Here is a 20652-nt window from a genome sequence, read left to right on the forward strand (position 1 = left end):
CGGGCCGGTGGGGACCGGCATGCCAGGGAAGAGGGGTTTATGTACGACTGATCGATAGAGCCGTCAACGACGGCCGAAGATGATCGCGCCTCTCAAGAGTCGGATCAAACAATCCCGGCGGCATGTACCTGTGATCAGCAGGAAGCAGTTCCAGCCGCGCTGGAAAGGCCACGCCCTGCTCCGCCGGTAGCGCACGCTGCGGCGCTGTGACTCTTTCGGTCGCACTGACCTGTTGATGGCAGCACGTTTGTGCCGACGGGGAATGCGTGGGTGTCACGGCCCTGACTGTCGTACTAGCGCCGCTAGCCTGCCCCGGTAAATCCATACCCACCGCATGGTCCGCCATCGCGGGGGACTTGTGTTGTTCCATCGGAAGGCACAAAGCCGCGGTGCCTGAAGAGGTAAACGCGACAAGGAGCGAAAAGCTCAACACGAGGCGCACCACCGTCTGCACAGTGATGCCCGTTCTGCCCAGCGCTGAAACTGTGATGGGTCCTCCCGTCTTGTTCACCTGACGACCACCCTAGTAAAACGTAAGCTAACTGACCAGAGACATTCCAACCACTGTTCGGCCTGGTCCACCGTATGCCGCTTCCTACCAATGCCTCCGGATCAAGTAAAAATCTGTCGGTGATGTGGATATTAAGCAGGCGACCCAGACCGTGTCGAGGGTTTCCACATGCCCAGGCGTGAAGCGTAGCGCAACCACAAAGAGGTATAGGCGGCAGTCAAGCTACTAGCTCTTCCCCGTTCGGCTGCTCAAATTATTCGCGTACTAAAACATGTCCGCGGCGCTTGCTCTCTTGAAAAGCATCACGTAACTCGCTCTGTACCACGCCGCTCAAATTTGCCGGAACTGTCCAGCCACCGACGGCATCACCCGCACCGCTGAAGTCTGGGGAACCGGTGGAGCCGCCGCCGAACGAAACCTTGTCACTTCGTTCCAAGACCGGCGAGCCCCTGCCACAAGTGATATTTCCAGAGATACTCGGCTATCCGAGCTCAGCGATCTGTGGTTCGAAGAAATTGAGAACAATGGTCGCGCCAGCAGAAGGACCATCGATGGCTACCGCGACACCTACAGTCGCGTCATCGAACCCGCACTGGCCGGACTCCGGCTGCACGAACTGAGCACCGGCCGTATTGACCGGTTCCTCAAAAACGTCGCTGCAGACCACCCTGCCACCGCACGTCATTCCAAAATCGTTCTGACCGGCATGATCGGTCTCGCACTCCGGCACGATGCCCTGCGCAGCAATCCAGTTCGGGATGTCGGAGCCATCAAATTCGCCAGGAAAGACGTCAAGGCACTGTCAGTCGAAGACGTTCAGAAGCTCCGGGCTGTCATTGCCGGGTGGCAAAAGGACCCCGCACACCAGGGACGGCCACGCGCACTAGACCTGCTGGATGTTCTCGACATTTTCCTCCCCACGGGCGCCCGAATTGGTGAAGTCCTGGCCATCCGTTGGAAGGACGTCAATTTTGAAACAGAACCGCCGACCATCACGATCTCGGGAACCGTCATCATGGAGAAAGGCCGCGGTGCCTACCGGCAAGACCACCCGAAGACAAAAGCCGGCTTCCGCACGATGAAGGTCCCGCCGTTTGCCGTGCAAACACTTCAGCGCAGGTATTCAGCCAAGCAGCCCAAACCCGAAGACATGCTGTTCCCGTCTTCCACGGGAACTGTGCGCAGCCCGCACAACTTCCGCAGGCAATGGCGGGACGCCCGCGCTGGATCACCCTTCGAATGGGTAACCCCGCATGTTTTCCGGAAATCCGTTGCCACTCTCATCGACCAGGAATACAGTTCCAAGCAAGCCGCCGCACAGCTGGGTCACTCTGGAACTGCAATCACAGAGAAGCACTACATCGCCAAGGCAACCCAGTCACCGGACCTCACAGCGGTCCTCCAAAAGTTTGGGACCGCATCATTATCCGGACCGGAGGGCATGTCTATGTGAATACCACCCACCGTCGCTGAGGCCCAGACGGACGGAATGCAACACCCAAGGCTGATCCGGAATAGTCCGAAAGCGTGTGGTTTCCGTGTGGTTGAGCCGTCGCAGGACAGAAACGAGGCCCTCCCACCCAACGTTTCCGCAGGTCAGAGGGCCTTCAGAGTGGAGCTTAGGGGAATCGAACCCCTGACCTTTTCATTGCGAACGAAACGCTCTACCAACTGAGCTAAAGCCCCGCAAAAAGTACTGTAGCAAATCGGTGCCCGCAGCCGGAGTAACCTCGGAGAATGACCGCACAACGCTCCGCCGAGGAGCAGACCGAGATCAACGCCTGGCCTGCACTTTGGGCCCTGGTCATCGGATTCTTCATGATTCTCGTTGACTCGACCATCGTCTCCGTGGCCATCCCGGCAATCATGAACGGACTAGGAGCCGACCTCGACAGCGTGGTCTGGGTCAACAGCGCCTACCTTCTGGCGTTCGCCGTCCCGCTGCTGATCACCGGACGCCTCGGCGACCGGTTCGGCCCTCGCCGAATCTACCTCGCCGGCCTGACGGTGTTCACCCTGGCCAGCGTGTGGTGCGGGATGGCCGGGTCAGTGGAGATGCTCATCCTGGCCCGGGTCCTTCAAGGACTCGGCGCGGCGCTGATGACACCCCAGACCATGGCCGTCATCACCCGCATTTTCCCACCGGAACGCCGGGGTGCTGCGATGGGACTGTGGGGATCCGTGGCAGGCGTCGCCACCCTCATCGGCCCGGTGCTTGGCGGCCTGCTGGTCGACTCGCTGGGCTGGGAGTGGATCTTCTTCGTCAACGCACCGGTCGGCGTCGTCGGCCTGATCCTCGCCTACCGCCTGGTCCCCCGGCTTCCGACCAACAGCCACAGCTTCGACTTCCTCGGCGTGGTCCTGAGCGCCGCGGGTATGTTCTGCCTGGTGTTTGGTATTCAGGAGGGCGAGACCTATGACTGGGGTACCATCGCCGGACCCATTTCGGTCTGGTCGCTGATCATCACCGGCGTCGTCCTGCTCGCGACCTTCATCCTCTGGCAGCGCTATAACCGCAAGGAGCCCCTGGTGCCGCTGGGGCTGTTCAAGGACCGCAACTTCTCGCTCGGCAACACCTCGATCTTCGCGATGGGCTTCGCCATCACCACTGTTGCTATCCCCCTGATGTTGTACGCCCAAAACGTTCGCGGCTTTTCCCCCACTGAAGGCGCCCTGCTGCTGACCCCCATGGCGATCATCTCCGGCTCGCTCGCCCCGCTGGTGGGGCGACTGGTCCAGCGCGGCAACCCCAAATACATGGCTGTCTTCGGATTCTCGGCCATGTCGGTGTCACTGTTCTGGCTAGGCGCCATCATGACTCCCGACATGCCCGTCTGGGCGTTGCTGCTCCCCATCTCGCTGCTCGGCCTGGCGAGTGCCGGCATCTGGGCTCCGGTTTCCCTGACGGCTACCCGCAACCTGCCTCGGTCCTCCGCGGGCGCCGGCTCCGGCGTTTACAACACCACCCGGCAGGTGGGGGCCGTCCTGGGGAGCTCTGCCATTGCGGCGATGATGCTCACCCGCCTGGCTGCCAACATTGGCGACGGCGGAGCCGAAGCCGTGCCCGGACAGCAGCTCTCCGAAGCACTACAGCCCGGATATGCGGCGGCCATGGGCCAGTCCCTTTTCCTGCCGGCCACGGTGATCCTCATCGGACTCGGCGCCGCCCTGTTCTTTGCCCGCCCCCAGCTCCGGACCGGCTGGGCAGACGACGAATCGCCGTCGAGCGTCCCGACGTCGCCAAACGCAGCAAAGTAGCCACTTCGGGGCGGCCCCTTGGTGAGCAACCCGGACACGCGGGGCCAACCTGGACATCGGGATGGCCGACGACGGCGGACACCACGGAGTGGTTGCCTCTGGGAACTACCTGTACGCTCTAGTCATGGCTGACGACACCGCAGAAACTATCGAAGACTCCGCAACCTCCGAGAAGGTCAAAGAAGTCAAGGAAGTCACCGACGACTTCGCCATCCGGCAGCACACCACAGCGTCGGGCCTGAAGTACACGAGCACTACCGGCCGACTGGTCCTGCGCCGGGAGGAAACGAAGGACGGGAAGTCCGACGGGTTCAAGCCCAAGGCCGAAATCTTCATCGTGGCCTACACCAAGGACACCGAGCCCGACGACGACGGCCAGACTCCCACTCGACCGGTCACCTTCGCATTCAACGGCGGTCCCGGCTCGGCGTCAATCTGGCTTCACCTGGGTTTGCTCGGCCCACGTCGGGTCGATTCCGGCGATACCGGAGCCATGACTCCCGCACCGTTCGGGCTGGTGGACAACCCCGAGACACTCCTTGAACACAGCGACCTGGTCATGATCGACCCCGTCAACACCGGCTTCTCCCGCGTCGTCGAAGGCGAGAAGTCGGACGAGTTCCACGCGTTCATCGAAGACCGCGATCTGGTGGCCGAGGTCATCCGGCTCTGGACCACCCGCAACAACCGCTGGCTCGCACCGAAGTACCTCGTCGGCGAATCCTACGGAACCCTCCGGGCCGTCGCCGTCGCCGGCCGGCTGTTCGACGCCTACGGCATGGCTGTGAACGGCCTGGGCCTCATCTCCACGGTCCTGAACATGTCGACGCTGCGGTTCTTTCCCGGCAGTGACCTCCCGTACGCCCTGCACATCCCCACCTACGCGGCCATCGCCCACTTCCACGGCCGCCACCCGGGGCGCGACCTCGCCGACGTCGTCAGTGAAGCCGAAACCTTTGCCGCCCGCGACTACGGGTACGCCCTGACGCAGGGCAGCCGACTCAGCGCTGAGGAGTACGACGACGTCGTCGCCCGACTGGCCGCGATTACCACCCTCGACGAGGCCTTTGTCCGCCGCACCAACCTGCGGTGGCAGTACGGTGAGTTTGCCGCGGAACTGCTCCGCGCGGATGGGCTTGCGGTCGGCCGGATTGACGGGCGGTTCACGGCGCAGCCCGCCAGCCTGCAGAGCTCCACTATGACCGATGACCCGAGCATCCGCGCCATCACCGGTCCGTACGCGGCAGCCATGAACCACTACGTGCGCGCCGAACTTGGCTACGAAAATGACCTGCCCTACGAGGTGCTCACTGCCCGGGTGCACCCGTGGAGTTACAAGACCTTCGAGGGGGCACCCGTGGATGTGAGTCACACCCTTGAGCGGCTCCTGGTGCACAACCCCTCCCTCCGCGTCCACGTGGATTACGGCTATCAGGACGGCGCCACTCCGCATTTCGCGGCCGAATACGTGTTCGCCCACATGAATCTGACGGACCAGATGAAAGACCGATTCACGCACCACTATCACGAGGCCGGTCACATGATGTACCTGAAGCCTGAGTGCCGGTTGACGCAGTTGGCGGCGCTGAAGGAGTTCGTGACGCACGCCGGCTAGCCGCTATGCGGGCCGTTCCCAGTTTCCTTCAAGCCAAACTATAAGTAGACTTAGGTTTCCCGTGGAAACCCTCGGTCCTCCAATAGATAAGGAACATGTCGTGCTGATGAAGAGAATCCTGTGGACCCTCGTCCCCGTCATTGCCTCCAAGCTGCTCAAAAATCGACGTGGCAATAACGAGAACACCCGCGCCAACAAGACCCGGTACAACAAAAATCAGGGCCACTAGCCCACTGGATGATTGATCCGAATGAGCTAGCCGACCGCCGAGACGGCTACGTTGACCTGCGTTCCTATGCAGCAATCGGCGACGGGCGAACGGTTGCCCTGATCGCCCACGATGGATCGATCGATTGGTACCCCACCCCCGACCTCGACTCCACCCCTGCGTTCGCCCGGCTGCTGGACGCCGACGACGGCGGCGCGCTGGAGTTGTGCCCGGCTGAACCGTTCACCGCCACACGGGCTTATGTGGACGGCACCAACGTCCTGGCCACCATCTACACCACCAGGTCCGGCACCGTCCAGGTCACCGATTCCCTGAACACGGGCGTGGCAGGTCGACTGCCCTGGGGCGAGTTGGCCCGGCGAATCGAGGGCCTGACCGGGAACGTGCCGATGCGCTGGGCAGTCCGGCCCGGCAACTGCTTCCAGACCGCCTCACCCTGGGTCCAGTCCACCGACCACGGCGCAGTACTGATGGTCGACGGCACCGCGCTGGGCGTCCGCGGCATCAACGAAGGCGATGTGACCATCGAGGGTCAGGCAATTTCCGGGGCCCTCACCACCGATCCCGGCTCACGCCACCTCATCGCTGTCATCTCCACCCACGACGAGCCCCTGCCACTCCCCGATCCCCAATCAGTGGACGCCGGCATCGAACGAACCATCTCCAACTGGCAGACCTGGTCCAGAGAGTTCAGCTACGACGGACCCTACGCCGACCAGGTGCTCCGGAGCGCCCTGGCCCTGAAGCTGCTGATCCACAGCCCCTCCGGTTCAATAGCCGCAGCCGCGACCACGTCGCTACCCGAGAGCAGGGCTGGCGGCAAGAACTGGGACTACCGGTACACCTGGCTGCGGGACACCGCCTACACCCTTCATGCGCTGGTCCGGACCGGAGTGCGCGAGGAAGTCCACGCCGCGGTGTCCTGGATGCTCAAAAACCTTCGCACCCAGGGCAGGGACCTGCAGGTCTTCACCCGCCTCAACGGAGAGATCCCCGCAGGCACACGCACCCCGGATCTTTCCGGCTGGCGAGGAATCGGCCCGGTGGTCGACGGGAACCCTGCAGCTGGCCAACTTCAGCTGGGCGTCTTCGGGGACCTGTTCGACATTGTGCGACTGTACGTCGAGGCCGGGCACGTCTTGGACCCCACCACGTCCCGCCAGCTCGCGGACATAGCGGATCTTGCGTGCGATACCTGGCAACAGCGCGACGCCGGCATCTGGGAACTCCCCGAGGAGCGGCACTACACCACCTCGAAGCTGGGCTGCTGGCATGCACTGGATAGTGCTGTGAAACTCTCCGAAGCCGGGCAACTGCAACGACCCGCCGAGCGCTGGCGGGCCGAGCGCGATCGGATCCGGGACTGGGTCGAAGCGAACTGCTGGTCGGAAGACCGCCAGAGCTACGTCTGGTATCCCGGTTCCCAGGAGTTGGACGCCTCGATCCTGCTGCACGCCATCAGCGGCTACGAGCGCGGACCGCGAATGTCCTCAACCATTGATGCCCTGCGGGGCGAGCTTGGAGCTGGCCCCCTCCTCTACCGGTACAGCGGCATGCAGGACGAGGAATCCACCTTTGTCGCCTGCGCCTACTGGATGGTGGCTGCCCTGGCCCTGGTCGGACGCAAGGAAGAGGCACGCTCCCAGATGGACGAACTGCTACCTCTGGCGAACGACGTCGGCCTGCTGGCCGAAATGATCGACGCCGATGACCGGCACGAGTTCATGGGTAACCTGCCGCAGGGTCTGAGTCACCTGGCCTTGATCACCGCCGCGCTATCCCTGTCCGACGGCGAGTAGCGCCACCCACTCACAGCTGGTGGTGGGTAAACCGACCACCCAGCAGGGTGGCCAGAACCGGGATGTCGGCGATGTCACCGGTCGGAACCTCCAGCGGCGATGCCTCGAGGACAGCGCAGTCAGCAAGCATCCCGGCGGCCAGCCGGCCCTTGATCCCACCGAATCCGGTAGCGTCCGCGGATCCGACCGTATAGATGCGGAGGGCTTCCGCAGCGGTGAGCCGTTCGGATGCGGCACCGAAAATGGCGCCGCCGGAGGTCAGGCGGTCCACGTAGGACTGGATGGAGCGCAGCGCTGTCCCATCAGCACAAGGCCGATCGGAGCTACCTGCCATCCGGATGCCCGCGTCGAGGAAGGACTTGGCCCGGTAGGTGAATGCCGCCCGGCGCGCCCCCAAGGACAGCGCCATCGCGTCGCCTATCGGGCGGAAGAAGGAGGCTTGAGGCGCCACCGCTACCTCCAGGGCGGCGAGTGCTGACAGCTGGTCCGGTCGGACCACCGCCGCGTGCTCGATCCGATGCGGCAGGCTCCCGTTGGGTCGGTCAGGAAACTGGCGGAACGTGTCAATTGCCAGGTCCATGGCAGCGTCGCCGATCGCATGCGCGGCGATGGACCAGCCGGCACGGTGCGCGTCAACCATCTGCCGCCGCAGGGCCAACGGATCATCCAGCAGGTAACCCTTGTTCACGCTGCCGGTGGAGTAAGGCTCGGTCTGCGCAGCAGTCTCGCTGGAGAGCGCGCCATCCAGGAAGATCTTCGCCGGGCCCAACGACAGCATGTTATCGCCGAACCCGCTGTACATCCCCAGGCCCAGACCGGCTCCCGTATCTGACTGCAGCGTCTCGATGGCGGGCATCAGCTGCGCCCGGGCGTGCAGCTTCCCCGCTGTCCGGGCGTCCTGGAACGCGCCCAGTTCGTCTGGTGCATGACCAATCCAGCCGCCCCCGATGCCGGCATCGGTGAAGCTGGTGATCCCCTCACTCGCGTACCGGGCGCTCGCCCGGTCGATGGCCGCGACCAGGGTTTCACGGGCGTAGGGGCGGAGCAGGTCAAGGACCAGGGCCTGGGCGGTTTCCTGCAGCAGGCCCGTCGGTTCCCCCGAGCCGTCCCGCACAACCCTCCCGCCGACCGGATCGCTGAAGTCCTGGGCAAGAACTCCCGCCCGCCGGAGGGCCTCCGTGTTGGCGATTCCACCATGGCCTGAAGTCCGTCTGATGAACAGTGGTCGCCCTCCACTAACCCGGTCCAGGGCACCCCGGTTGGGGAACTGACCGCCGAACCGGTGGTGGTCGAACCCGCTGGCAACCAGCCAACCGCCGTCGTCGTCCGCCGGAGCCTGCGCCGCCGCATGGAGGCGGGCATACACCTGCTCCAGATCGGTGAGATGGGACAGGTCCACCTCACCGAGGGTGAGCCCGAACCAGGCGGTGTGGCAGTGCGCGTCATTCAGCCCCGGAATAAGGACCCTGCCCCGCAGGTCAATAACCTCTCTGGCGCTAAGGCCCGCCAGCTCGGTGTCGAAGCCGACGATCCGCCCGTTCAGGATGCCAACGCTCCCCGCTGCCGGACGCTGGGCGTCCATGGTGATGATACGGGCGTTGGTGAGGATGAGATCCAGCAACATGGTCAGCTCCCGAGCGACAATTTTCAGACGATAGTGGTGTTCAGCGATCCTTAGACGGTGGCAAAGTGCACCCACACGCCGATGACCCAGACGCTTCCTGCGAGCAGTGCGAGCCCAAGTTCGACCAGAATTCCGATGCCGGTTGCCTTCAACGCAGCCCCGCTGGACGATAGCGCCGGGCCGACTTGCCGCTGCCGGGCGAATTCGCTCGCGAACAGACCAGCGGCGAAGCCCACGAAGAGCCCGACCACGGGGATCAGGAACATTCCCAGCACGCCAGTGACCAACCCGATCACGACCGATCTGCCCGGAATCTGGCGCTGCTGGAGTTTCCGGCCAGTCAGGACCGCGCCGGCGAGCAGGCCAGCGACAGCCAGCGCCGCTCCGACGCCAAATGCCATCCAGCCCGCGGTGCTGGACACCACCAGCGCCCACATCAGGAGGGAACCGATGATGAGAATGCTGCCCGGGAGGATTGGCACAATGACTCCCGCGACGCCAACCACGATCAGCAGGCCGGTCAGCACGGTCATCAGGATCTGAAATTCCATAGGAAAAGTCTCTCACTGCGCTGGCTCCCATCCGGCCACTCTTGTCCCCCACCGGCAGTAATAGTAAGGTTGCTGAGGAAGCCGTACGGCACCGATAGTAGGAGGCACCATGAGCACGCAAGGAACAGGGAACGACCCGGCAGAGGGCAACTCTCCCCGGGAGAACACCCCCAAACATTCTGACGGCACTGCGGATTGGCGTGATTCCTCTTCGGCCAGCGCCAACGACGGCGACGCCACCCAGGTGCACGACTACACCGACTCGCGCCGCTCCGACCGCGACGGTGACGCCACCGAGGTGCACCGCACCACCGACTCGCGCCGCTCCGCCCGCGACAGTGACGCCACCCAGGTGCACCGCACCACCGACGGCGAGACCACCCGCGAACACCAGACACAGTCCGGCGGCTCAACAGGCGCAGTAGCTACCGGCGCCGGGGCGGGTGCCGTAGCGGCGTCGCCGTCTACCCGTACCCAGCCCGTCGCTGCGCAGCCGGTCAGTCATACCGCTGATCCGGATGACGACCGGTACCGCGACACCCACGACGACCGTCCGGCGCTACCGGCGTCGGCCGAACGGGCAGCCCTCCTGCAGCACGAGAAGGACACCTTTGGTGGCATGAAGTTTGGGTCGGCGTTCTTCGGCTGGCTCACCGCCACCGGGATGGCAGTGCTGCTCACGGCGCTCGTCGCCGCGGCTGGAGCAGTCTTCGGGCTCTCCACCAACACTGACCTGACCGATGCCGCCGACCAGGTGGCCGCAGATCCGCAGACCGTCGGCATCACGGGAGCAATTGTCCTGCTGGTGATCCTGCTCCTCTCCTACTTTGCCGGTGGTTACGTCGCCGGACGGATGGCGCGGTTCAACGGAGCGAAGCAGGGGGTTGCCGTGTGGCTTTGGGCACTCATCATCGCGGTACTGGTGGCGGTGCTCGGCTTGATCTTCGGAAGGCAGTTCGACATTTTCGCGAATCTCAACAGTTTCCCGCGGATCCCCCTCAATGAAGGGAACCTCACGACCGCGGGCATTATTGCTGTCATCGTGGCGCTGGTCGCAGCCCTCGTCGGAGCCGTCCTGGGTGGTCTCACCGGCATGCGCTACCACCGCAAGATCGACCGAGCGGACTACGACAACACGCCGACCCGATAGCCCTCAGCAACTGCGCCCCACCCGTGTCAGCTCATGGGTGGGGCGCAGTCGTGTGTGGTCAACGTCCCGGCGACCTCCGCTGCAGGCTTTCAAGATGCTGGTTGTAGGCGGTGAGTTTGGCGTCGTCGTCCCGGTCAGCGGCGCGGTCCTCGCGAACCGCTGTCCGTTCGTCGTCCTTCCGCCACGCCATGGCGACGCCTAACGCGAGGAGTACCGTCGGGATCTCCCCAATTCCCCACGCGATCGCGCCGCCTCGCTGCTGGTCAGCCAGCAGAGCTGCCTGGTCGGTGAGCTGCAGGTTAGCCCACCAGGTGGGTGCCAGGATCTCTGTGCCGCCCAGGAGCGACAGGCCGAAGAAGGCGTGGAACGCCATGGTCGCGAGCAGGATGATCAGCCTGAACGGGTACGGCGATCGGGCTGGCCCCGGATCGATCCCGATGAGCACCCAGGCGAAAAGATATCCGGTAATAAGGAAGTGCACGATCATGAACACGTGTCCCACATGGGTGGACAGGGCCAGTTCGAAAACGGGTGAATAGTAGAACCCCACCATGCTGCCCACGAAAATCAGCCCAGCAACCGGGGGGCGGGTGAGGAAGTGACTGAAGCGTGAGCGGAAGAGCCAGAGCACCCACTCGCGGAGGCCTCGGCTGCCGTCGGTGCGCGGACGTGTCGACTTGAGAAGCAACAGGATCGGCGCCCCCAGCACAAAGAGCACCGGTGCGTACATCATCAGGCCCATATGCTGGATCATGTGCCCCGAAAAACTGGTCCTCCCATAGACGGCGGGCCCGCCGCTGGTTAGCCAAATCAGCAGGGCGCACCCTGCGAGGAAGGCCAGCGAGCGGGGAATGGACCAGCGATCGCCGCGACGCCGGACCCTGATGACCGCAGCCACGTAGGCTCCGGCGGCAACCAGAACCAGGAGCCCAATCGTCCAGTCGGGGTGCCACGAAGTTAGGAAGCTGGGGACAGTGAGCGGCTCCGGGTACGGGTAGCCGAGGAGGGAACGGCGCAGGTCGACGTCGGCGATTGACCCCTGCGGAACGGGCGGCGGACTCGCGGCAAGACCGGCGGACACGCCGATGGTAACAATCATCAGCGCTGCTTCGGACACACCAAAGGTAACGAACGCCCGTCGGTCCTCCGGGTCGCGGTCCAGGCGCGGCAGAATCCTGCGGCGCTGATACCACCCAGCGAGCCCGAGCAGGGTCAGGCTACCCATCTTCACCACCACGAGCAGACCGTAGGGTGTGGCCAGGTCCGCCAGGGACCCGAGGCGGAGGCTGGCGTTGATAATCCCAGAGAAGGCCACAGCCCCGAACGCCCACGCAGCCAGTGCTGAGTAGCGGCGAAGGACCCGCCCCGTGTCCTTGCCCAGCCGGGATCCCAGCAGCAGCACCGCCGCGAGCCCGCCGACCCACACGCATACGCCGACCAGGTGGAGCGCCAGGGAGTTGACGGCGTTGCCGTGGTCATCCGACCCGGCAGCATGCCCGGCCAGGGCCAATGGCAGGATCCCCATCGCTGCGATGGCCAGCGCAATACCAGCCCCAGTGGTCGACCGGACCATTGGCAGCATCACGACCAGAACCAGGACCGCTGACAGCGCCACCAGCAGGATCTGCCCGAGCTCCAGTTCAGTGGCGAAGAACAGGAAAATCGACGCAAACCCCGGACTGTTGATCGGTTGGCCCGCAGTGTCAGCGGCAATCAGCACCAGCGAGGCGACCGAGGCGACAAACCAGACACCCGCCGAGATCCAGGCCCAATTGAGAGCCTTCCATTGGGCGAACCCAATGATCGACTTGTTCCGGTCGGACGCCGGCAGGAGACTGGCGCAGAGCACCAGGAAGCCGATTGTCATGGCAGCGCTGAGATCCTGGATTACCCGCGCGACTGGCCGAGCATGCACCACAAAGTCGCCGGGATCCGCCATGGTGGTTCGGTACGTGGTGAGCGCTTCGCTGAAGTACATCGACAGGATCGCGACCGCCAGGCTGACCGGCACTGCGATACCGAAAACTACCCGCACAATGCTGCGCTCCGGGATCCGCTCCCCCGATACTGGCCGCTCATCCCTCACGGCGGCCAGCTCAGCAGGATCCTGCAATGGGCCGCCTTTAGGCACCTCGGGCCTCAATTGCGGCTTCGACGCCGGTCACGAAATCGGCAGGCGACGCGAGTGGCTCACCATCGATGTACACGGTCGGCGTGCCTGAGATGCCCGAGGAGGATGCTGCGTTGGTGGTGAAGTCCACCCAGGGGCGGAAGGTACCTTCAGCAACGCAGGTGGAGATGTCCCCTGCGCCCGACGCTTCAGCAAGGTCGCTGAGCTCGTCATCGCTCAGTTCCCCAGTGGGGAAATTCCCGAATAGCGCTTGAGTGAATGGCAGGTATGCCTGCGGGGCCGTGTCAGCCACGCACGCTAGCGCGTTGGCTGCCCGGGAGGAGTACGCGCTGGTCGAGTTCCGGTCGAGGAAGGCAACGGTTCGGTACTCCAGGGTGACGTCGCCGTCGTCGAGCCACTGCTTAATTTGGGCTGAGTAGGTTGTTTCGAAGTCCGCGCAATGCACGCAGTTGACGTCGACCCACGCGACCACCCGGACCGGCCCGGGCCCAGCGTCGGCCTNCCCCCGCCGGTGTTTCGCGTGTCTCCAGCGCCGCCTCGGCGTCGACCGTCCTGGCAGCGGTGGCCGCCAGGTCGGTGGGAGAGGCAAGCGTGATCCCGCCATACTCATTGCCGTGGGCTGGCGCGGGACCGGCAGCCGGAACATCCGGACGAATCGAGGACACAATCACCACAGCGATCACCGCGAGGACAGCCAGGACTCCGCCAATGATTCCCCACCTCATCAACAGGCGTGAGCGCTTTTCCCGCCGCTCGTGGTCCAGCCGAAGTTGCTGGGCTGATTCGCGGGAGGAGCCGGCGGATTTAGTGTTTGGTGCGGGCATTTTGGGGTTTCCTTTGAGTGGGAGGATGCGTGTTCGGGGTCAGATAGCGAAGAGCGAGTCTCCGATGAACCCGCCTTCGGCGCAGCCCGGCGGGATGGCGAACACTGCAGAACCGATGGGCGTGGTCCATTGGTTCAGGAGGTCCAGTTCGTCCAGTCGTTGCTGCAACGGGACGAATTGACGGTCGACGTCGGCCTGATAGCTGAGGAAGAGCAGGCCGGCGTCAGAAACAGGCCCTCCAGTTGGTGTCGTGTTGTAGTTATACGCACGACGGAATATCTTTTCGCCAGGCACGCTGGACCGGGCCCTGCGCGTGTGCGCGAACTCGGCGATGACCGGAAATCCCAAGGGGGTGGTCTTCTCGAAATCTGGCTCGTCCTTCTCATTGTGTCCGGTCAGCGGAGCGCCGTTCGTCAGGTAGCGACCGACTGACTCTTCACGGCCCGGACGGTCCAGCTCATCCCACGTGTCCAGGTCCATGGCAATTTTGCGGATCACCATCGACGTTCCGTTGAAAAGCCAGGCAGGAGAAGCGGAGCTGTCCCAGACCACCGTCTCGAGGTCGTCCGAGCCAAGTCGGGGGTTTGCTGTCCCATCGACCTGGCCAAACAGATTGCGCATCGTCACGGAGGCCTCTTCCGAACCGAACGCCCGCCGGAATCCTTCCGTCGACCAGCGGACCTGGCCGAAAGACCGGGTGTCCTTGAGGAGCATCCGCTGCGCATGCGACACCGTGACGAGATCTTCAGAGGCGACGTGAATCAGGAGATCGCCTCCGCACTGATCCTCGTCGAGATCGTCAATGGAGAAGGCGGGGAGCGGCCTAAGCCAGGAGGGTGCACTGTTGTCACCAGCGAGCCGCACAATGCGTTCCCCGAACCCGAAGGTCACTGTGAGACGGGCTGGAACGATGGCCAGCTCCGGTTCCGGATCTGCCAGGGCCGCCGCGCCCTGTGTCAGACGGGCCGCATCGTCGGTAAGGAGCCGCATCAGTCGAACCACCTGTTCCGCTGTCTGTACCTGAACCAGATCCACAGCGGTAATCACTGTGTGAGACTGGGCTGGAGTATCAATACCCGCCTGGCGCGCCCCGTAGAACGGGACGGTTAGTGCGCCGTGGATCGCCGATCTGGCGTCCTCGGCGTGGCCTGCAGCAGCAGTTGACGAGGCGTCCCTCCAGGAGGAACCGATCAGGGCGGCGGTGGCCGCACCCACACCGGTGGCGGCGCCTCCCCACAGGAAACGCCGACGATTCAGCCCCGGCAGGGCATCATTGGTATCCGATTGAGTCACTGGTCGGGTGCCCCTTCATCGGCGGACCCGGAGCGAGTATCCGAGCCCCTGTCATCAGCTGAGCCGGAGGCGGAATCCGTTTCGATATCCACGGACTCGTCGCCGTTGTAGGTTTCATTCGCCCCCGAGTAGTCCTTGACAGGTGCATCGAAGCTGAAGATCGAGCCATCCTCCATGGTCAGCTCGAAGCCAACAGTGTCACCTGCCAGCAGCGGTGCAGTGAGGCCCATCAACATCAGGTGGTCGCCTCCTGGCGCCAGGATCATTTCGACTTTGGAGACGACAAATCCCCCGTCTTTCTCCTGCATCATCATCTGACCGTCGTCCCCTGCGACTGTCTCGTGCAGCTCTATCATTGGGGACGCTGCGGTGGAGGCCGAGATGACTGTCACCTCGGCGCCGTCCGTCGACAGGATCCCGAAGGCAGCGCTCATGCCTTCTTCGGCTGATTTCACCCAGGCATCCTCGATGGACACGGAATCCGCCTGTGCTGCCACGGCAGTACTGGGAGCGGTTTCGGAAGCTGTTGCTGCGCAGCCCACGAGGGCGGTGATTGTTCCCAGGGCAACAAACCCGGTGGCGAACTTGGTGGAGAGTTTCATGGTGATTCCTTAGCTAAGTAGTGGCGGTGACGGCGCTCTTGATCAGCGGGCACGTCGGAGACGCAGAACCAGCGCGAACATGCCGAGGCCGCCGGCGGCTCCTATCAGGGCGTACTGCCAGACCGGCAGCATGGCCCAAAAGCCAGCCGATGGTTCCGGTTGTCCGGCGAGGTTGCCGGGCGCAGCATCAGGAGTTGCGGTTTCGACCGACGGCGCGCTTGCGGCGGCCGTGATGGGTTCTGCGGAGGCTGGGTCGCCGACAATGAAGTCGAAGGACCCAGCAATGGGATGTCCGTCGCCCGAGACCACGCGCCATCGCACCTGATAGGCGCCGTCGTCGAGGTCGGCGACTGTCTGAGTCAGAGTATTGCCGGCTAGTTCGGGAACTCCGATGGTGCGATCTGTGGAGGTGGAATCAACCACCAGCACCGCTGCGCCCAGATCCAGGATGTCCGCGCTGAAAGCGAGGTCAATGGATTCTGGAGCTGTCGCCAACTCGTCCCCCTGTTGGGGGTTGCTGGAAACTAGCTCATCGTGTGCACTAGCGCTGGGCAAAGAGACGAATCCACTACCTAAAGTGATTCCGCCCAGCGCTAATGTCACGAGAGCTGCACGTCGGAAAATGCGAACCAACCCGCCAGAACGCGGGGTGGGCAAAGGGTTCTCCTACCTTTGTGAGGTACGCGAAGTCAGGCGGTGATTCTCGGTGCCGCAGCTGACTGGGTCAGGCGAAGGACAGCTGCTGGACCGGGGGCCCTCGAAGGCGACGCCTTGAGTCGGCATGCAGGAGATCGTGCATACCCAGGGTTGCCGGACGGACAGGAAGGGAGCGCAGCTCCTCGGAGACCGGGCAGGAGCCAACCCAACGGATCATCGCCGTCAAGGATGCAGCCAGGGCGCCAACCAAGGCCCACCACAGCGCTTCGCCGTGACGCACCAGAGCAATCGTCAGTAGACCAGCCGCGAAGTGGGACACGATCATCAGGATGCCCGGATGCTCAGTACCGGTCAGAGCAGCCGATGGGACCGGCAAAAATAGCTCATGGCCGTGGCCGGTACTCGATCCGGTCGGTGCCGTCGAACCGCTAGTGAACAAGGCGAAGAGCGAGTGAAAAATCACCTGGCTGATCGCTACCCCAACGGTTGTTCTCGCAAGGGTCAGTCGACGCCCGGCAAGAATGACGCATACGAGCGTCCCGAAGGTCAGCGCAACGACAACCGCGATCGTTGGAACGCCACCGCCAGCGATAGCATGTGAGGCACCGGCGAGGGAGGTCGATGCGGCAGCAGCGAGTAGCCCACGGGTTAGGCGGGCGGCTGGTGTCACACTGGTCCTGCCAGACATTGTTCCTCCCTCCTGAAAATTGTAACCTCTTCTACGGAGAGTAGAAAAAGTTGCACCACGACCACCAAGGCTTCGAGAAAGTCACCATGGACACCGCTACGCCACGATTCGCGCAGGACAGGCCTTTCGGTCTGATCCTGGTCATCTCAGGGGTGGTGGGGTGGTTGGCATCTGGTCAGTTGGTCCTTGAACGGCTGGCTGTCTACGCGGACCCCAACTACGTCACCAGCTGCGACGTCAACGCCTTCGTTTCCTGCGGTGAAGTCTTCAAGACCTGGCAAGCGAGTCTCTTCGGCTTCCCCAACCCCCTGCTGGGTATTGTCGCGTTCTCCGTCGTCATCACCACGGGGGCCATGCTTCTCGCCGGGGCAAACGTAGCTCGCTGGTACTGGCGCGCATTGCAGGTGGGTGTGACTCTGGGGATGGTCTTCACCATCTGGCTATGGAGCCAGGCCCTCTTTGCGATCGGGATCCTCTGCATCTACTGCATGATCGTGTGGGCTGCGATGATCGTGCTCACCATTTTCCTCACTTCACGCAATTTTGTTTGCGGCGTGTTTCCGGCGAGCGAGCGAGTGCGCCAGTTCCTCAGCGGATGGACGGGGACCACGGCGGCACTGTTGGTGATTGCGACGGCGGCCACCGTATTCTTCCGGTTCATCGGCGTATTTGCCGGCTGACTTTCAGGCTGGCCGGCCCGTCCAGCCTGCACGGAAGGGCTCCAACCATTGATCCACGTCCCGCAGGGGCCCGGCCTCTACGGCATACAGGCGCCGGGTACCGTCCCCACGGACGCGAGCAAAACCGTTCTCGCGTAACACCCGAAGGTGCTGCGAGACGGCAGGCTGGGAGATCCCAAATTCGGTGCGAATGACCCGGGCAATATCGCCAGCCGCCCATTCCTCATCGAGGAGAAGCTCAAGAATCCGGCGGCGAACCGGGTCGCCGAGGACGTCAAAAGCATGCATAAGCAGAACCTATCAAAAAGTGCTTATATTCGTCTAGATTTATATACGCGACATCCCCTGCCACCGGGCCGAAGCGGCCCGCCAGCAGGGGACAATCAAGATCTTTCACCTCAACAACACGGGCTAGGGCGAAGGCTTTCCGCCGTTGACATTCAAGGTTTCGCCCACCACATAGCTTGACTCGGAGGACGCAAGGAAGACGTAGGCCGGGGCCAGCTCGGTGGGCTGTCCTGCGCGACCTAAGGGGGTGTCCTTGCCAAACTCCGGCAGCTTGTCCTTTGGCTGTCCATCCGAAACCTGCAATGGGGTCCAGATCGGGCCTGGAGCAACGGCGTTGACCCGAATACCCTTGGGTGCCAACTGCTCGGCGAGGCCCTTGGTGAAATTGTTGATCGCAGCCTTGGTGCTCGCATAGTCCAGCAGAGTCGACGACGGGCTGTAAGCCTGAATCGATGTCGAGTTCACGATGCTCGATCCGGGCTTCAGATGCTTCAGCGCTTCACGGGTGATCCAGAAGAACGAATAGATGTTCGTCTTGAAAGTTTCATCCAACTGCTCATCGGTGAGGTCCTCAAGACGCTCGACCGCAATCTGCTTGCCGGCATTATTCACAAGGATATCTAGGCCACCCAGCTGTTCGGCGGCATCGTTCACGAGTGAACGGCAGAAAGCCGCATCGGTCAGGTCGCCCGGAAGCTTGACAGCCTTCTGGCCGCTCTCTTCGATGAGGCGCGCCACCTCGACGGCGTCGGGCTCCTCGACGGGGAGGTAGGACAACGCGACGTCGGCACCTTCGCGGGCGAAAGCGATAGCGACGGCAGCGCCGATACCGGAGTCCGCTCCGGTGATAAGAGCCTTGCGCCCCTTGAGGCGGCCGGTGCCACGATAAGAGGTCTCGCCGCGGTCCGTTTGTGGTTCCAGATCCCGATCCAACCCGGGTTCGGGCTGGTCCTGCTTGGGGGCCGAGATGCTCGGGAAACGAGTCACCGGATCCTGGAAGGTGTACTGGTCAGTCGTTGAAGTCTTATCAGTCATGCGTTCCTCACTAGCCGTGCGTACGTACGATACGGTCTGTGCAGGCCAACCGGGAGACGGATCGAATACCGCCCTCCCCGAAAGCTAAGCCTACTGACTATCCTAGGACGTACCCACCCATCAGACAAGGCAGTGCGGGGAAGCTAGAAGATCTGAGCGAAGAATCCCGCACCAATACTCGCCACGAGAGCGATAATGAGAAGCCAGACGATGGGCACACGGTATTTGTTGATGTAGCGCATGGTCCCCCAGTCTAGGCGAGCCTGGCAGCTTGCCGCCGAGCGGAAATAATTCACCACCTCCCCACGCTGCAAAGGGGTATGGACAAGCTGATAGCAGTTACTGGATCGACCGGGGCCATCGGCGGCGCTACGGCACGCATTCTTGCTGCGTCCGGGCTCGCACTTCGCCTGCCGGTCCGAGACCTCGGCCGCGCACCGGCGCTGCCGGGCGCAACCGCCGCTGAGTGCAGCTACGCGGACCGTTCGGCAGCCGTGACAGCTCTTGAGGGTGTCCACACCCTCTTCATGGTCTCAGCAAGCGAATCCAAAGATCGCGTGGAGCAGCATCTGACCTTCGTCGACGCGGCCAGTGAAGCCGGTGTGCAGCACATCGTGTACACCTCATTTTTTGGTGCCGCCCCGGACGCCACCTTCACCCTCGGGCGCGACCATTGGGCCACCGAGGAACACATCCGCCGTTCCGGGATCGCCTACACCTTCCTCCGCAACAATCTGTATCTGGACGTCCTACAACATTTCGCCGACGACGACGGCGTCATTCGCGGCCCCGCTGGCAACGGGCGATTGGCCGCGGTGGCCCGGGCGGACGTGGTGCAGGTGGCCGCCGTTGTCCTTAGGGATGCCGCCGCCCATGCGGGCAACACCTATGAGCTGACCGGCCCCACGGCGCTAACCCTGGCGGAGGCTGCAGCGATCATTTCGCAGGAAACCGGCCGGGAGGTCACTTACCGGGCCGAATCGGTCGGTGAAGCGTACGGTTCCCGGCAGCACTTCGGCGCGCCCGACTGGCAGCTCGATGCCTGGGTCAGCACCTACACAGCAATTGCCGAAGGAGGGCTGGCCCGGACCACCACCACGGTGCAGGATCTGACGGGTCAACCAGCACTGGATCTCGCTCAAGTCCTCCACGGCGACCGCTAGGCTCAAAGGATGCGCAGAGACTTCAGCAGAGACAACACCTCGACGCGTGACTTTTACCGGCTGCTCACCTCGACGGTGGTACCCCGCCCGATCGCCTGGGTGTCGTCCCGGTCAGCGGCAGGCGAGGACAACCTGGCGCCGCACTCATTTTTCACCATCGCGTCGGTGGACCCCCCGATGGTCGCTTTCACATCGGTAGGGCGGAAGGACACCCTGCGCAACATTGAGGAAACCGGCGAGTTTGTCGTCAATCTCGCGCCAGAGCAGCTGTTCGAGCAGATCAACGCCACCGCCACGAATTTTGACCGGGAAGTCAGCGAGTTCGACGCCGCCGGTCTCACCCGGGAGCCGAGCCACACGGTGACGCCCCCACGACTGCGGGAGTCTCCGGTCGCCCTGGAGTGCAAGCTACATCTGGTGCAGCCCATCGGGGATTGCTTTGTGGTTTTCGGCGAGGTGACCCATGCAGCCATTTCCGAGGACGTCCTGGACGGGACCCACCCACTGATGGACCGCCTCAAACCACTGTCCCGGCTAGGCCGCGATGAGTGGGG

At 63.4% G+C, this 20652-nt stretch carries 20 protein-coding genes and 1 tRNA gene; 9 read left to right on the forward strand and 12 right to left on the reverse strand.

All coding sequences use genetic code 11. The annotated features are described in order from the left end of the window. Nucleotides 1-992: 992 nt before the first annotated feature. Complete coding sequence (locus K728_RS0107405) at nt 993-1196, reverse strand: hypothetical protein (protein WP_133185400.1); 204 nt, start codon at nt 1194-1196, stop codon at nt 993-995. A gap of 21 nt (nt 1197-1217) precedes the next feature. Here K728_RS0107405 and K728_RS0107410 point away from each other — a divergent pair, with 21 nt between their 5' ends. Further along, entirely contained in the window at nt 1218-1964 is a 747-nt protein-coding gene (locus tag K728_RS0107410) for a tyrosine-type recombinase/integrase (protein WP_019484078.1), read from the forward strand. Between the two features lie 160 nt (nt 1965-2124). On the opposite strand, the gene K728_RS0107415 is transcribed toward K728_RS0107410, so the two are convergent. Beyond that, nucleotides 2125-2197 (reverse strand) — tRNA-Ala (locus K728_RS0107415). A 51-nt stretch (nt 2198-2248) separates the two neighbouring features. Here K728_RS0107415 and K728_RS0107420 point away from each other — a divergent pair. The 4 genes from K728_RS0107420 (at nt 2249) to K728_RS0107435 (ending at nt 7412) form a co-directional block, all read left to right on the forward strand. Next, nucleotides 2249-3769 (forward strand): DHA2 family efflux MFS transporter permease subunit, encoded by a 1521-nt coding sequence (locus tag K728_RS0107420; RefSeq protein WP_019484077.1) that lies wholly within the window; start codon nt 2249-2251, stop codon nt 3767-3769. Nucleotides 3770-3893: 124 nt separating this feature from the next. Next, nucleotides 3894-5384, forward strand: a complete 1491-nt coding sequence (locus K728_RS0107425) for a S10 family peptidase (protein ID WP_024476323.1) — start codon at nt 3894-3896, stop codon at nt 5382-5384. Between the two features lie 100 nt (nt 5385-5484). Then, complete coding sequence (locus K728_RS22360) at nt 5485-5613, forward strand: hypothetical protein (protein ID WP_019484075.1); 129 nt, start codon at nt 5485-5487, stop codon at nt 5611-5613. Between the two features lie 8 nt (nt 5614-5621). Continuing rightward, nucleotides 5622-7412, forward strand: a complete 1791-nt coding sequence (locus tag K728_RS0107435; protein ID WP_019484074.1) for a glycoside hydrolase family 15 protein — start codon at nt 5622-5624, stop codon at nt 7410-7412. Nucleotides 7413-7422: 10 nt separating this feature from the next. Here K728_RS0107435 and K728_RS0107440 read toward each other — a convergent pair whose 3' ends face one another. Then, the gene (locus K728_RS0107440) at nt 7423-9036 is read right to left on the reverse strand and encodes an amidohydrolase (protein ID WP_019484073.1); all 1614 of its coding nucleotides are present in this window, start codon (nt 9034-9036) and stop codon (nt 7423-7425) included. Nucleotides 9037-9086: 50 nt separating this feature from the next. Further along, on the reverse strand, nt 9087-9587 hold the full coding sequence (locus K728_RS0107445; protein WP_019484072.1) for a DUF456 domain-containing protein: 501 nt from the start codon (nt 9585-9587) through the stop codon (nt 9087-9089). 109 nt (nt 9588-9696) lie between these two features. On the opposite strand from K728_RS0107445, the gene K728_RS21855 reads away from it, so the two are divergent. After that, complete coding sequence (locus K728_RS21855) at nt 9697-10737, forward strand: YrzE family protein (RefSeq protein ID WP_019484071.1); 1041 nt, start codon at nt 9697-9699, stop codon at nt 10735-10737. 58 nt (nt 10738-10795) lie between these two features. Here K728_RS21855 and K728_RS0107455 read toward each other — a convergent pair whose 3' ends face one another. The 6 genes from K728_RS0107455 to K728_RS20115 form a co-directional block, all read right to left on the reverse strand. After that, on the reverse strand, nt 10796-12850 hold the full coding sequence (locus K728_RS0107455) for a cytochrome c oxidase assembly protein (RefSeq protein WP_019484070.1): 2055 nt from the start codon (nt 12848-12850) through the stop codon (nt 10796-10798). Between the two features lie 10 nt (nt 12851-12860). Continuing rightward, on the reverse strand, nt 12861-13313 hold the full coding sequence (locus K728_RS21860; protein WP_237742108.1) for a DsbA family protein: 453 nt from the start codon (nt 13311-13313) through the stop codon (nt 12861-12863). 418 nt (nt 13314-13731) lie between these two features. After that, nucleotides 13732-14985 carry a Dyp-type peroxidase gene (locus K728_RS0107465; protein WP_024476324.1) on the reverse strand — a complete coding sequence of 418 codons (1254 nt, stop codon included), beginning with the start codon at nt 14983-14985 and terminating at the stop codon, nt 13732-13734. After that, on the reverse strand, nt 14982-15587 hold the full coding sequence (locus K728_RS18780) for a copper chaperone PCu(A)C (RefSeq protein ID WP_024476325.1): 606 nt from the start codon (nt 15585-15587) through the stop codon (nt 14982-14984). The genes K728_RS0107465 and K728_RS18780 overlap by 4 nt, the downstream gene beginning before the upstream one ends. Nucleotides 15588-15629: 42 nt before the next feature. Next, the gene (locus tag K728_RS20110) at nt 15630-16190 is read right to left on the reverse strand and encodes a copper resistance CopC family protein (protein ID WP_272942582.1); all 561 of its coding nucleotides are present in this window, start codon (nt 16188-16190) and stop codon (nt 15630-15632) included. A 121-nt stretch (nt 16191-16311) separates the two neighbouring features. Beyond that, nucleotides 16312-16932 (reverse strand): hypothetical protein, encoded by a 621-nt coding sequence (locus K728_RS20115; protein ID WP_019484065.1) that lies wholly within the window; start codon nt 16930-16932, stop codon nt 16312-16314. Nucleotides 16933-17018: 86 nt separating this feature from the next. On the opposite strand from K728_RS20115, the gene K728_RS0107485 reads away from it, so the two are divergent. Further along, nucleotides 17019-17612 carry a vitamin K epoxide reductase family protein gene (locus K728_RS0107485; protein WP_019484064.1) on the forward strand — a complete coding sequence of 198 codons (594 nt, stop codon included), beginning with the start codon at nt 17019-17021 and terminating at the stop codon, nt 17610-17612. 3 nt (nt 17613-17615) lie between these two features. Here K728_RS0107485 and K728_RS0107490 read toward each other — a convergent pair whose 3' ends face one another. Then, the gene (locus K728_RS0107490; RefSeq protein ID WP_019484063.1) at nt 17616-17900 is read right to left on the reverse strand and encodes an ArsR/SmtB family transcription factor; all 285 of its coding nucleotides are present in this window, start codon (nt 17898-17900) and stop codon (nt 17616-17618) included. A gap of 123 nt (nt 17901-18023) precedes the next feature. Next, a complete protein-coding gene (locus K728_RS0107495) occupies nt 18024-18935 on the reverse strand; it encodes an SDR family oxidoreductase (protein WP_019484062.1) in 912 nt (303 codons plus the stop codon). A gap of 320 nt (nt 18936-19255) precedes the next feature. On the opposite strand from K728_RS0107495, the gene K728_RS0107505 reads away from it, so the two are divergent. Beyond that, a complete protein-coding gene (locus K728_RS0107505) occupies nt 19256-20098 on the forward strand; it encodes an NmrA family NAD(P)-binding protein (RefSeq protein WP_024476327.1) in 843 nt (280 codons plus the stop codon). 9 nt (nt 20099-20107) lie between these two features. Then, nucleotides 20108-20652 (forward strand): flavin reductase family protein (locus K728_RS0107510; RefSeq protein WP_024476328.1); only part of this gene is annotated, 545 nt, incomplete at its 3' end.

The sequence above is a fragment of the Arthrobacter sp. CAL618 genome (genome assembly GCF_000468215.1).
Classification (GTDB): Bacteria; Actinomycetota; Actinomycetes; order Actinomycetales; family Micrococcaceae; genus Arthrobacter_D.

Coding starts and splice junctions, on each gene's coding strand:
- K728_RS0107405 (WP_133185400.1), bottom strand. CDS start 1,196: ATGACGTGCGGTGGCAGGGTGGTCTGCAGCGACGTTTTTGAGGAACCG.
- K728_RS0107410 (WP_019484078.1), top strand. CDS start 1,218: ATGATCGGTCTCGCACTCCGGCACGATGCCCTGCGCAGCAATCCAGTT.
- K728_RS0107420 (WP_019484077.1), top strand. CDS start 2,249: ATGACCGCACAACGCTCCGCCGAGGAGCAGACCGAGATCAACGCCTGG.
- K728_RS0107425 (WP_024476323.1), top strand. CDS start 3,894: ATGGCTGACGACACCGCAGAAACTATCGAAGACTCCGCAACCTCCGAG.
- K728_RS0107435 (WP_019484074.1), top strand. CDS start 5,622: ATGATTGATCCGAATGAGCTAGCCGACCGCCGAGACGGCTACGTTGAC.
- K728_RS0107440 (WP_019484073.1), bottom strand. CDS start 9,036: ATGTTGCTGGATCTCATCCTCACCAACGCCCGTATCATCACCATGGAC.
- K728_RS0107445 (WP_019484072.1), bottom strand. CDS start 9,587: ATGGAATTTCAGATCCTGATGACCGTGCTGACCGGCCTGCTGATCGTG.
- K728_RS21855 (WP_019484071.1), top strand. CDS start 9,697: ATGAGCACGCAAGGAACAGGGAACGACCCGGCAGAGGGCAACTCTCCC.
- K728_RS18780 (WP_024476325.1), bottom strand. CDS start 15,587: ATGAAACTCTCCACCAAGTTCGCCACCGGGTTTGTTGCCCTGGGAACA.
- K728_RS20115 (WP_019484065.1), bottom strand. CDS start 16,932: ATGTCTGGCAGGACCAGTGTGACACCAGCCGCCCGCCTAACCCGTGGG.
- K728_RS0107485 (WP_019484064.1), top strand. CDS start 17,019: ATGGACACCGCTACGCCACGATTCGCGCAGGACAGGCCTTTCGGTCTG.
- K728_RS0107490 (WP_019484063.1), bottom strand. CDS start 17,900: ATGCATGCTTTTGACGTCCTCGGCGACCCGGTTCGCCGCCGGATTCTT.
- K728_RS0107495 (WP_019484062.1), bottom strand. CDS start 18,935: ATGACTGATAAGACTTCAACGACTGACCAGTACACCTTCCAGGATCCG.
- K728_RS0107505 (WP_024476327.1), top strand. CDS start 19,256: ATGGACAAGCTGATAGCAGTTACTGGATCGACCGGGGCCATCGGCGGC.